The organism is Acinetobacter sp. YH12070 (genome assembly GCF_013419625.1).
GTDB classification, from domain to species: domain Bacteria; phylum Pseudomonadota; class Gammaproteobacteria; order Pseudomonadales; family Moraxellaceae; genus Acinetobacter; species Acinetobacter amyesii.
The window spans coordinates 86,159-99,123 of the sequence record NZ_VOZT01000001.1 but is presented as its reverse complement, the minus strand read 5'-3'; the positions used below and the strand labels follow the sequence as shown (position 1 = coordinate 99,123).

The following is a 12,965-nucleotide window of genomic DNA, read 5'->3' as shown; positions in this document are numbered from 1 at the left end:
AAAAACTAATTCCTATAAAAAATGAATTTCATAAGTATTTCATTTAAAATAATTATCAATGTATTATTTTATATCCACTAGATTTAGATATTTTATAAATAATTAAAAGAAATAATTTCACTAAGCCTAAAAGGCTTTGTTGCATAAATATGTAAGTATCTGATTTAAATAAATTTAATTTTGGATCAAAAAATAATCAAAACCTTTAAAATCATATAGTTATGAAATCTTTGTGCAACAAAGCCCATCTATATTTAAGTATTATTTTTTTAAAACAAGTAATTTAATTTCACCAAAAATTTAAAATGATAGCTTTAAACCCAATATCTTTATTTAATAAACTTATAAGCCTATAAAATATTGAGTTTGCTTGAGACAACAAACCCGCTTAGGCGGGTTAATTTTAAATTATTATAAAAAAATCAACTACCTTCTTATTTCAAACGCTTGAAAGTTATTAGGATGCTTCTGTTTTCTATATTGTTCAGATTTTACAATAAATATAACATCAAACAATCCCTCATAAGAATATATATACCTATAATTACTTAATCTTGAGTCAAAATCAATTTTCTTAAAATTTAAAGAACTATTATTTTCAAAAAAATTGTCATTAAAATTTGGGATAAATTTAGTATAAAATACATTTTTACTATGTAATTTAATAACACTCCATTCAGAATCACCAACATTTTTAATTAAATTAACTTGCAAGTCTGGAAAGTTCGGGATATTAAAATATACTCCTTGCTCCTTCTTAAAGTTATTATTTTTGTGGGCTAAAATTTCTAACTTACCAAGCATTAAATCTGATTTATTAAAATCTCCATTTTTTACACAAAAAATAATTCTTTCAATTAATAATTGGTAATTAATATTATTTTTTGAAATAAATTCATTATTCATATTCAATCCATTTATCGACTTATCATTAACACTATTATTTGCATAACAGCCGAAAAAACTAGTACTTACCCATACGATTACTAGTAAAAAAATACGCATTCCATATCCCTTACAAGTATGATTTGAAATTAATTTTCGTAATAGCCATTCTCAAACAAAGGATCAAGTTGACCATTTTCCAACTTCCACGATGATACACTGAAATCATGCTCACCATCAGCATCAAATAAATCGACACCTTTACCATCCTCGGGATATTCAGGATAAATGTAAGCATTATCTCCATATTTTTTATAAAATTGACTACACCACATATATGGATTTACCACCCTAAAAGGGGGAATTTTTCCATCAATTTCAATGTATCCTTTTCCATTTGGCAAGTCATCAATGACATCATCTAAAATATCTTCTGCTTCTTCAGCACAGGTATCATTCAAAATTACATTATAAGGTTTTCCTTTAAGCACTGCCGCTTCAACTTTTGCTACTTTTTGTTTAATTTTATGAAATTTTTTTTCCGTGATATTTATTTTAAATATTTGAACAACTTCATAAATTAAATAAGAAGTTGTACTTGGCCTTTTATTTACGTATCCATTTGCATAAATTTTTTCATTTCCGTCTATCTCTTCTTCACCTTTTTTATATTCTATATCTCCCAACTCTTCTGTTGGGCCAAAACTAAAAAAGGCCTCCACAACATTATTTTTGGTTATGTAAAAGAAAGCATGGCCATAATCACTACCCTCCCCTTGCAAAATTTGAACTTTTTCAACTTTATTTTTTAAAATACCTACTTTGCGTTCAACAAAAGCTATTTCTGCTAAATTTGCTTCAAATCCAACCAACAAAGAATAATTATCAATTTTAATTTCAGTTTCAGGCTTTCCTTCTTGTGTATCAACCATTTGACTCATTTAATTATTATCCTTTAAAAAATCTTCAGCATCTTGACCAACCAAAATTCTTAATTTTTCCTTCTGCTGAGTAAAAATACGTTTTGTCATTGCGTTAATGTCACTTATTCCAGCCAAGTATTCTCCATTTGGTTTTACAATCACATATTTTTCATTTGGCATTATTTTTTGAGTATGATCTATGACCTTAATTTGTTGACTGAAGCTTTTCAGTTCATTTGGCAAGGTTGTGATTGGAACATTTACTTGTTGAGGCCCCACAAACTTATGCTGCCCTGCCTTCACCTCAAACTTACCGCTAGTAGTAGGCAATATACCCGCACTACTAATTTCAATCTGACTACCACCAGCAACTAAAACAATTTTTTTGCTTGCTTTGATTTCAACTTTATCTTCCGTGGAAATAATTTGAATACCTTTTCGTGCAATCAGATCCGCCCCATCTCCTTGGGCTTGGATTTCAACTTTGCCTTTGCCTGCATACGCGCGTAAACCTTCTTGTGCTGCAAATAGACTGATCTTGCTTTGTGCATGGGCAATCAAGGATTTTTGACTGCTAAGGTTGATGCTATCGCCTGCACTTTGGCTGATCTGCCCATCCGCTGAAAGATGAATATCTTCCTGACTACTCACAGCAATTGAGTTTGGTGCAGATAAAATCATTAAGGCTTGTTTAAAGGCATCCGCCTTTTCTTTACTGCCTTTTTCAATTTGTCCAAGAAAGTTTTTTAGGTTATCCAAGACTTCAAGTGGGTCAGTTTGTTGATTTTTCGCCACTTCACTTAAAGCTTTACTGCTGTTTAAGTTGGCTTCGATTTGATCTTTTGCAGCTTGTGCGTCGAGGTGCATTGCTGCTGCTTGTTGTTGTGGGTGTGTACTAACCAATAACCCTTGACCTGCACGCACCGCGCCCCATTGGTCGGTTCTCAGTTCAAAACCTTCGCCTCTTCCCTCACTTTCTGCGGTTTCTTTGGGATGACTGAGGTTCCCTAGGTTGAGCTGAGTGGCGCCATGGGTACTTTGTAATTGTGTTGAGATTTGTCCAGTCGTGTCATCAAAGCGAAGTTGTCCAAAGCCTTCACCTTGGACTTCCTTACTTTTTATTCCAGCCAGTTTTTTGGTGTCTGGCAGTTTGCCTTTACTATCAAATTGGGTTGGACTGCGCTGTGCTTCATGTATGCGCCCCACTACAAATGGTCGGTCAATATTACCGTCAAAGAAATCAATAACTACGATTTCATTAATGCGCGGTAAGAAGCGTGCGCCATAACCTTCACCTGCCCATGGAGTAAGTACATCGACCCATGCAGAATCCATATCATTGTCATTGCTGCCTGCACCACCATCATGGCTGTGATCATCACCACGGGTAAATAAGAAGCGGACTTTGATACGCCCCCATTCATCGACATGTATTTCTTCACCACTTGGCCCAACGACTTTAGCCCGTTGCGGATGGGTGCTTGGACGGTGTTCGAGTGGGTTATATGCAGGAACCGTCGCAATATTGCGGCGTTGTAATGTGAGCTGATTGGCCTGACGCTCGGCCTGTTCATGGATCGGTTTAATGTTCCACTGACTTTGTTCAATCAGTTGATTGACTTGTTCAGTAAGGTCTTTGGGTAAGTTATTTTGGTTATAGAATTTCTTTTCTGTGATTAAAAATTGTTTGTCTGCACCACTGTGTTGATCAATTTCTGGGTGTTCATTCAATTCAAACCAATAACCGACTTGTGTATCACGCACAGTCGATTGTGCATTGAATTTTTTCGATTGTAGCTCGTGATAGCGCGTTAGGTTTTGATTCAGTTTTTCAATCTGACTGTTTGATGAAGCGGTAGCTTGGTCTTCGCCTTTTAAGTCTTGCATCCATGCAGGGCTGATATGCCATGCTTGTTCCAAACTTAAACTGGCATTGTCTTGGCTTTGGCTATGCTGATGTTTGCTTTGAACTGAGCCTGCGCCTTCTTCTTGGCTCAGTCCATCGGCTTGCCAGCGCTGCACATGGACCGCAGTCGGTTGAATGCTACGTTCACCGATCAAGCTGGTGATGCTGTCTTGTTTTTCTGTGGCACTAGAGCGATGAAAGCGGATACTACGACGGCTGAGTGCTTGATATTGGCTATTGTCATCAATCAGGCGGAGTTTTTGTTTTTCGATCGGGCTACTGGAATGCATCACTTTCAATTGCGCTTCATCGATGAGCCAATTGATGCCTTCACTGCGCCAAAGACGCGTTAAAAAGTCATAATCGCTTTCATTCGACTGCATGATGAAAGGTCGTACATCATAGTTCTGACTTAAACCGCTTAGATCTAGCGTTAGACTGGCAGCAAAGAGCGGACTTTTGCTTTGCCATTCTTTAAAGAGAGTTTCACTGACATCGCGCACCGATTTGTTCATAAACACACGGCTGTTCCTGCGTTTATGCCACAGCGATGTTGCATCTTCTAAAGTGAGTTTATACAGCGTGAGTGAACCGTCACTCTGGCCTTGGGTGGCTTCGGTAATAATACCCGTGGTGCGGAAGAGTTCGCCCTGATCGGTCACTTGATCAACGGCGACTTGTACGCCAATAAATTGTTTTAGTGGAATAAGTGCATTCGTAGATAGGCAAATCAAAGTCGCTTGCAGGCCTTGGTTTAAGACATGCTCCCCATCAATACGTTGAATAAAAAGCTCTTCATTCAACGCAGGATTGGAAAATTGCACATGAATGGCACGTTTTTGGGCGGATAAGCCTAATTTTTCAAGTATAAGAGCAATCGAATTTAACATTTTAAAAGTCTGTTTTTTAAACTTTGTATAATTATGCTGCGAATGATATAGGCTAGCCATCAGACTTGACCAGCCTATTTTATTAATAAAAATGTAACATCTTAATAATTATTATTTTTTACAATCTCTTAAATTAACCTTTCTGAACCAAATAATGGAATTCTTTATTTCCATTTTCATCAAGACGTTCTTCTTGAAGCAAAAGCTCATGACCTAAATGCATACAAAATTTCGGAATATCCCAAGAGGTCGAATTATCTGTTGCAAAAACCTCAACAATATCACCCGATTTTGATTTACGAATGGCTTGATGCAACATCATCACAGGCTCAGGGCAACGTAAGCCACGGGTGTTTAATTGAATTGATGGGGGCACAGAAGGCTCAGACATTAGAAAACTCAGTATTAAAATCTAGGGCTATTTTAGCATAATCCTAACGACCGAATGTTAGCTTGAAAAATGCAGATGATAACGTCTTAAAATGACTTGATCGCTCATCATCTAGATCAACATTAACAATAGACAACTGTATTTTCTACGGTATGATAAAATCATCATTTATTAGATATTAAGAGTCTTTAGGAAAGATCATGCAAGAGGAATCCGGCCCGTCGTGGGGCATGCGCGGCTTACGTAAATGGCTGGGCACTGCACCAGAAACCCGTGACGAACTGTTGAAATTGGTACAAGATTCACGTCGCTTCTTAGAACCCGATACAGTTGCCATGCTCGAAGGGGTACTCGACTTACCTGCAACTAAAATCCGCGAGGTCATGACCCCCCGTACTGCGATGATCAGCTTACAAGAAGATGATGAGTTATTAGATATTTTGCATGTACTTGTTGAATCTGCACACTCACGTTTCCCTGTCTTTTCTTCAGACCAGCCAGACAATGTCGTCGGTATTTTATTGGCCAAAGATTTGTTGCCATTTTTGACAGAACCGACCACCAAAGTCGATATTCGTGCATTAATGCGCCAACCCTTATTTGTACCTGAGAGCGCGCGTTCTGACCAAGTTTTACGTATGTTGAAAAATACCCAAACCCATATCGCTGTTGTGATTGATGAATATGGCACAACTTCAGGCTTAGTGACTTTAGAAGACATTCTTGAAGAAATTGTGGGTGAAATTGAAGATGAACACGACAAAGTTGATGAAGAAGCTCAATTTATCATTCCAGATGAAGACCCGTTAAGTGCAAATACATGGTTGGTTCAAGCACTTACACCAATTGAACACTTTAACAATCTTTTAGATGCTGATTTTTCAGATGATGAAGTAGAAACTGTGGGCGGCTTACTGCTACAAGAAATGGGCTTGGTCAGTGATTTACAAGGTCAAGTGATTGAACTTGAAAACTGGGAATTTACCATTTTGGAGGCAGATGCACGTACTATTCATCTGATCCGAGCTGTCCGTAAATGAGAACCTACTTTGATAAGCTGCTAAACCACTCACAACAAAAAAAACAGCTACCTTTCATCTATCCTTTGCTGATTGCATTATTTTCAGGTGCCATCTTCAGCTTGTCGCTGGCACCTTATCATTATTGGTGGTTGGCAATTTTATCTCCAGCCATTCTGTATGCCTGCCTAAGTCAACGTGCACCTAAACAATCGTTTTTCATTGGTCTAGCGTATGGCTTTGGCTTATGGTTTGTTGGGGCTTTTTGGCTCTATACCTCGATCCATGTCTATGGTGATACCAATTCAGCACTGAGTGTTTTGATGATTGCCATTATGGCGATTGTGATGGGGCTGTTTACCGCAGTTCAGAGTTGGCTCTACCGCCGCTTCTTTCCAGAAACCCCACTGACCTTTGCGCCACTGTGGGTGTTTTTCGAGTGGAGTAAAACTTGGGTCTTTACCGGTTTTCCATGGCTGTTTGCAGGTTATGCATTTACTGAACGATTCCTCGATGGCTATGCGCCATTATTCGGGATCTTTGGAGTATCTTTTGCGGTCATTGTATTGGCCTGCGCCTTGGTTGAAATCCTGCGTAAACGCATCTTTTGGATTGTTCCCTCTGCCCTTGTTTTGCTCGGTGCATGGGGTGCAGCGCAATTGCAATTTGTTCAGCCTAAAAATGAAAAACCGCTGAGTGTTTCCTTAATTCAAGGCAATATTCCACAAGATTTAAAATGGTTAACAGAATACCAAGCTCAAACCTTAATGAAATATGCGTCATTAAGTCGGACCGAATGGGGCCGTGATGTCATTGTTTGGCCAGAATCCTCCATTCCAATGTTCCAAACCGATATAGAGCCGTTTTTGGATGCGATGAAAGTCCAAGCCAATAAAACAGGTACGGCTTGGGTGACAGGTATTCCCTATTGGGATCTGGCAGAATCACAGCAAAACCAACACCCTATGTATTACAACACCATCATGGCAACTGGTGATGAATCTTCTGGTTTATACAAGAAGCAACGTCTAGTTCCCTTTGGTGAATACATTCCGCTTTCAGGGATGTTAAGTTGGGTACTGCCTGCCCTACAAAATGACCCGTCGATGAGTGGCTTTTCACGTGGTGCAAACAACCAAAAGCCTTTGAATGTTAAAGGTCATGATTTAGGTGCAGCGATTTGCTATGAAGTGGCTTATCCCAACTTAACGCGCCGTAATGCCAGTCAAAGTGACTATTTGGTGACTATTTCCAATGACGCTTGGTTTACTGGAACAGCGAGCCCACATCAGCACCTACAAATGGTTCAAATGCGTGCCAAAGAAAATGGCCGTTGGTTTATTCGTGCAACCAATACAGGTATTACCGCCTTTATTGATCATAATGGTCACATTGTGAAACAGGCACCGATGGATAAAGATGCAGTACTGCGTGGTGATTTACCTGCCATGCAAGGCGAAACACTTTACACTCGCTTAAGTGATTGGCCTGTGTTGATTTTCTCATTCTTGTTATTGGTTCTCGGTTGGATTTATCGCCCGCGTAAAGTTGATATTTCTTTTAAATCACGCCGTTGATTCCGCTACAAAAGATCAAAAAACCGAGCCAAAGCTCGGTTTTTTATTGATAAACTTTCAGGGTGCCAGTTCACCCTACTTTTTCAAAGTAACTTGGTGCCTAGGGGAATCTCTGCATCAGGCACACAAAGAGCAACATGCCCCTCTGCATTATGAAAACCTGTGACCAAACACTCTGACTGGATTGGACCAATTTGTTTTTTTGGAAAATTCACGACGGCAACGACCAATTTTCCCAATAGATTTTCCGGCTGATATAGCTGTGTAATTTGCGCACTGGATTTTTTAATGCCCAGTTCCTCTCCAAAATCCACATAAATAATGTACGCAGGTTTACGTGCTTGCTCAAAGACTTCCGCCTGTACAATTTTCCCCACACGTAATTCAACTTTCAAAAAATCTTGCCAATCAATCTGTTGCATCTTTTCCTCTTGCTTTTCTTTGTTATGCTTCATCTGGCTATCTATGCATTATAAAAATTTGATTCAGGCTGACGATATGTGAAGCAGACATTCGATGCGTCAAAACGGACAAAGCAAGGTCATGTTAGAGCGCGTATCATGTAGAAGTATGCCTTGATGTAGGCTAACTGTTCATTAGCACGAGACATAAAAAAACTGGAGCAAGCTCCAGTTTGGAAGGTTTAATTTTGGGGTTATAACTGCGTAACTAAATAGGAAAGCATGGCAGCTAAAGACACCATTGGAATATATCGGTAAAGACGAACAACCATTTGTTCGATGGCAGATGCATGTTCTTGTTTTAAATTTGCCACAGTCGCTTTTAATGCAGACCAAAAACTTAAAGCCAGTAATGAGCTCATTAAGCTCATGGCAAAGAAGCCCACCATAATTTGGCTACTGCCCTCAGTGCTTTGCCATAAATACACAATGCCTTGACTGGTCGGCAGAATACTTAAAATCAAAAGAACAGATTTCAGCATAGACCAATGAAATTGGTTAATTTCATCCGTTAATAATAATGCTTTCATACTATCCTCCATGGCTAAAAAAGTACCATAAAAGATATTATGCTCGGTTTTATTTAAATGAAAAGCCTATATTTATTCATATTTTACGATTATTGTAATCAATAAAATTGGGAATAATTCTTATTATAAATATCACATATTTTATATTATATAATTTAAAGTAAATTCAACAACTTAATATTAATTTTATAATTAAGATTTATTATCACTTCACTCAATATTGAAACATCCTATTAAGTGAAGTGATTAATTCCATTAAAACTGAATTTATAATTATTCTCAGTTAGTGTTTATAGTAAATATCAGCATCATTTTCTTCACCGCCAGACTGACCATCCGCACCAAATGAATAAAGATCATAAGGACGGCCTTCAGAACCTGGAATCACATATTGAATGTCATTGTCCCAACTGTCTTTTGGATAGCCACCTTTGATGTAGCCACCCGGCAACCAGTTTTTAGCAGACTCAGGTTTGGTGACCAAAGCATTTAATCCGCCGTCTTGCATTGAAGGGAATTTACCATTGTCCATTTTGTATTGATCTAATGAGCCAGCGACACTTTTTAAAGTAATCGCCGTAGTATCAACTTTGGCTTTTTCACCACGGCCCATCACGTTCGGTACAATCAGCGCTGCCAAAACACCTAAAATGACAATGACCACCATCACTTCAATTAAAGTAAAACCTTGTTGCTTCATATTTTTTGTCTTCACTTGCATGTTACAAATCTCTGTTCACATCATTGTTCGAATGTCTTAAATCATATTATTCATATTCACGATTGGCAGCATCACAGCAATCACGATCACCAGTACAATGCTCGCCATAAATACCAACATCAGCGGTTCAAGCAACGCCAATAAAGTTGAAATTAAAGTCGTCACTTCTCGGTCTTGCATCGTCGACGCACGTTCTAGCATCCGATCTAATTCGCCTGAACTTTCACCACTTTTGATCATTTGTACCATCATCGGTGGGAAATAACCACTTCGCTCAAGCTGTGTTGCTAAATTACCACCTTCTGTTACTTTCTCTGCCGCAAGGTTGACCGAATCTCGAATCACCCAATTATTACTGACCGCTGCGCCAATTTTTAAAGCATCGACCAATGGCACGCCAGACTTGGTTAAAATCGACAAGGTACTGGCAAAACGAGCGGCATTAATACCTTTAGACAGTTTGGAAAATAACGGTAATTTCAAGGTCAATCGGTCAAAGGCATAATGTCCCGCCGCTGTTCTGAGGAATCGAACCAAGAGAAAAATCGAGACTACGCTACCGACCAATAAAAATGGCCAGGCCATTCGAATAAAATCACTGGCTTTCATTAAAGCGATCGTTATCCACGGCAAGGCATCTTTGCTTTGGTCAAAGGTTTTGACAATATCTGGGACCACATAGGTCATGAGTCCCATCACAATACCGAAAGACATTAACATCAGGATGATGGGATAAATCATCGCACCCTGCACTTTTTTTTGCATGGCAAAGCGATTTTCGGTGTAATCGGCAAGTTGATCGAGAATGAGATCGAGATGACCTGAACGCTCACCTGCTGCAATCGTGGCAATATACAGTTCAGGAAAGCGTCCCGCTTGTTGTAGTGCGTTGGCTAAAGAATGCCCTTCCAAAACTTTAGAACGCACCGACATCAACAGGTTTTGCACATGGGCTTTTTCGTTTTGTTTTCCCACAGCACGAATCGCTTCTTCTAATGGAATTGCAGCGGCAACCAAAACTGAAAGTTGGCGAGTTAATAAAGCCAAGTCATAGGCATTCAGCCCTTTTTGAAACCAGCGCTGCTGCGCGTGTTTGTCTTTTTGCTCAATCGGATCGACAGCAACTGGAATGAGTGACTGATCTCTGAGCTGTTGACGAATTTGACGCGCAGAATCACCCTCAAGTACACCCTTCTGCTGCTTCCCTGAAGCGTCTATGGCAGTAAACTGATATGCAGGCATTGTAATGCTCTAATTTTCCAAAATTTCTATCAGCGCAGTTGCGTCTGACCATCAAAATCATTCATATTCTTAGATATAAAATATGAGCTCACTCTAACACAACTCCTTTACGATCACGACGAAATTTAATCAGGAACTTATCCACGTTTTATGGCAAATTCAGCGAGCATTGCAACACCTATTTACCGCGTTCGAGTCGCCGTTCCGGTATATTTATACGACTGCTTCGATTACAGCTTAAACCAAGAGCAATACCAACAAGCTGAAGTAGGTGCACGCGTTGCTGTATCTTTTGGTCGGCAAAATTTGACCGGTATCATCGTGGAAAAAATTGCTCCCGATGCACCACTCGATTCAAGCTTTAAACTCAAGGCCATTACCGAACTTCTTGATGATCGTGCCATTTTAGATGAGAAAGTTTTAAATTTATTGACATGGTCTGCACAGTATTACCAATTTCCGATTGGTGAAGTGATGCAAAGTGCCCTTCCGACGCTGTTACGCCAAGGAAAGCCCTATAATTTATTGGCACGGACATGGAATCTGATTGACCATAATGCTGAAGCCAAAATTAAACGTTCAGAGCGTCAACAAGAGGCGTATAAAATACTAAAATTACATCCCACAGGCACAGGTGAAAATCTTTTAAATTTGTCAGGTGTGGAAACCGCGACACTCAAAGCATTAGAGAAAAAAGGCATCTGCCAATGTGTCTTGGCGGAACAGGACTTTAGCCCGATGCCCATGAGCATGGCGCAAATGCCACTCACTGCAAATCCTGAGCAAAAGAAAGCCATTGATCGGGTGTTAAAGGCGCGTAATCAATATCAGGCATTTTTACTTGATGGTCTCACCGGCAGTGGTAAAACCGAAGTCTATTTACAAATCATGCAAGAGATTCTAAAGCAAGGCAAACAGGTCTTGGTTTTAGTGCCTGAAATTGGACTTACCCCACAGACCATCAGCCGTTTCCAATCACGTTTTCATTGCAATATTGCTCTACTACATTCGGGTTTAAACGATTCAAAACGTATGCAAGCTTGGCAAGCGGCGCAAACAGGTAAGGCATCTATTATCTTAGGCACGCGTTCTGCGATTTATACGCCACTGCCTAATTTGGGTTTGATTGTGATTGATGAAGAGCATGATCTGTCCTTTAAACAACAAGAAGGCTTTCGCTATCACGCTCGGGATGTCGCACTTTACCGTGGGCATCTGGAACAATGCCCTGTCATTTTAGGTTCTGCCACGCCTAGTATCGAGTGCTATGCACTGGCGAAACAAGGCAAAATGACCGTACTGGAATTGAACCAACGTGCGGGCACTGCGGTCATGCCGAAAATGCACATCCTTGATCTGAAAGTGGCACAGAAACAGCATGGAATCAGCCAATTATTAATTGGTGAAATCCGTAAGCGCCTTGAAAAAAAAGAACAAGTGTTAGTGTTCTTAAACCGTCGTGGATATGCCCCGGTTTTAATTTGTGAAAGCTGTGCATGGCAGGCCAAATGTCCGCACTGTGATGCCAATTTCACGGTACACCGCACACCCTATCAACACCTACATTGTCACCACTGCGGCACCATTCACCGTATGCCAGAGCATTGTCCACAGTGTAATCACCAAGAACTGAAATCCGTGGGTATGGGTACAGCGAAGGTTGAAGAAAGCCTAAATGAGCTATTTCCGCAGCATGACGTTATACGGGTCGATCGTGATTCCACCAGTCGAGTCGGCAGTTGGCAAAAAATCTATGACAAGATTCAAAAAAGCGAACCTGCCATTTTACTCGGTACACAAATGCTGGCCAAAGGACATCATTTCCCTTACGTCACCTTGGTGGCGATTTTAGATATCGATTCAGGTCTACTGAGTGTGGACTTCCGTGCCATCGAGCGTACTGCACAGCTCATTGTACAAGTCACTGGGCGTGCCGGCCGTGGTGAACGTAAAGGCGATGTGTTTTTACAAACCCTAAGACCCGACCATCCGCTTTTGAATATCTTGGTCAATGAGGACTATCGAAAATTTGCCAAAGAAACCATGAAAGAACGGGAAATGGCACAAATGCCACCGTTTCGCTATGCTGCATTGGTGCGCTGTGAGTCCAAAAACCAAGAACTCAATACTGAATTTTTACAGCAACATGCCCAATTGCTGCGTCAGGACTCTGCTGGAATTATTGACATTTGGGGGCCAATTCCTGCCCCGATGGAGCGCAAAGCGGGACGTTATCAATCCCACATGGTTTTGCTGTCAACAGATCGTGCGCGCTTACATTATTATCTGCGTTATTGGTGGCAAAACATCTTGCATAACAAGCCATCAAATATGAAATTGAGCCTCGATATAGACCCACAGGAACTCAGTTAAACGCGTACAATTCAGTCTGAAAAATCAGTCATACTGAATTGCAACTT

General features: G+C 40.0%; 11 protein-coding genes. 3 read left to right on the top strand and 8 right to left on the bottom strand.

Features of this window, described 5'->3' with window-relative positions:
- Positions 1 to 426: 426 nt before the first annotated feature.
- The 4 genes from FTU17_RS00440 to tusA form a co-directional block, all read right to left on the bottom strand.
- The gene (locus FTU17_RS00440; protein ID WP_180002898.1) at positions 427 to 906 is read right to left on the bottom strand and encodes a hypothetical protein; all 480 of its coding nucleotides are present in this window, start codon (positions 904 to 906) and stop codon (positions 427 to 429) included.
- A gap of 128 nt (positions 907 to 1,034) precedes the next feature.
- A complete protein-coding gene (locus FTU17_RS00435) occupies positions 1,035 to 1,826 on the bottom strand; it encodes a hypothetical protein (protein ID WP_180002896.1) in 792 nt (263 codons plus the stop codon).
- Positions 1,827 to 4,604: a type VI secretion system Vgr family protein gene (locus FTU17_RS00430; RefSeq protein ID WP_180002895.1), complete on the bottom strand. Its 2,778-nt coding sequence runs from the start codon at positions 4,602 to 4,604 to the stop codon at positions 1,827 to 1,829. It lies immediately after the preceding gene.
- A gap of 133 nt (positions 4,605 to 4,737) precedes the next feature.
- Positions 4,738 to 4,995 (bottom strand): sulfurtransferase TusA, encoded by a 258-nt coding sequence (tusA, locus tag FTU17_RS00425; protein WP_078189780.1) that lies wholly within the window; start codon positions 4,993 to 4,995, stop codon positions 4,738 to 4,740.
- Positions 4,996 to 5,195: 200 nt separating this feature from the next.
- On the opposite strand from tusA, the gene FTU17_RS00420 reads away from it, so the two are divergent.
- Both FTU17_RS00420 and lnt read left to right on the top strand, forming a co-directional pair.
- Complete coding sequence (locus FTU17_RS00420; protein ID WP_078189781.1) at positions 5,196 to 6,035, top strand: HlyC/CorC family transporter; 840 nt, start codon at positions 5,196 to 5,198, stop codon at positions 6,033 to 6,035.
- Complete coding sequence (gene lnt, locus FTU17_RS00415; protein WP_180002894.1) at positions 6,032 to 7,591, top strand: apolipoprotein N-acyltransferase; 1,560 nt, start codon at positions 6,032 to 6,034, stop codon at positions 7,589 to 7,591. The genes FTU17_RS00420 and lnt overlap by 4 nt, the downstream gene beginning before the upstream one ends.
- 83 nt (positions 7,592 to 7,674) lie before the next feature.
- On the opposite strand, the gene FTU17_RS00410 is transcribed toward lnt, so the two are convergent.
- The 4 genes from FTU17_RS00410 to gspF form a co-directional block, all read right to left on the bottom strand.
- Positions 7,675 to 8,013, bottom strand: a complete 339-nt coding sequence (locus tag FTU17_RS00410) for a tRNA-binding protein (RefSeq protein WP_180010276.1) — start codon at positions 8,011 to 8,013, stop codon at positions 7,675 to 7,677.
- A gap of 233 nt (positions 8,014 to 8,246) precedes the next feature.
- A complete protein-coding gene (locus FTU17_RS00405) occupies positions 8,247 to 8,582 on the bottom strand; it encodes a hypothetical protein (protein WP_180010249.1) in 336 nt (111 codons plus the stop codon).
- Positions 8,583 to 8,865: 283 nt separating this feature from the next.
- Positions 8,866 to 9,282, bottom strand: coding sequence for a type II secretion system major pseudopilin GspG (gspG, locus tag FTU17_RS00400; RefSeq protein WP_373683025.1), 417 nt, complete (start codon positions 9,280 to 9,282; stop codon positions 8,866 to 8,868).
- 57 nt (positions 9,283 to 9,339) lie between these two features.
- Entirely contained in the window at positions 9,340 to 10,545 is a 1,206-nt protein-coding gene (gene gspF, locus FTU17_RS00395; protein WP_180089615.1) for a type II secretion system inner membrane protein GspF, read from the bottom strand.
- Positions 10,546 to 10,695: 150 nt separating this feature from the next.
- Between gspF and FTU17_RS00390 the strand changes: the two genes are divergently transcribed.
- Positions 10,696 to 12,918: a primosomal protein N' gene (locus FTU17_RS00390; protein WP_180134469.1), complete on the top strand. Its 2,223-nt coding sequence runs from the start codon at positions 10,696 to 10,698 to the stop codon at positions 12,916 to 12,918.
- Positions 12,919 to 12,965: the final 47 nt, after the last annotated feature.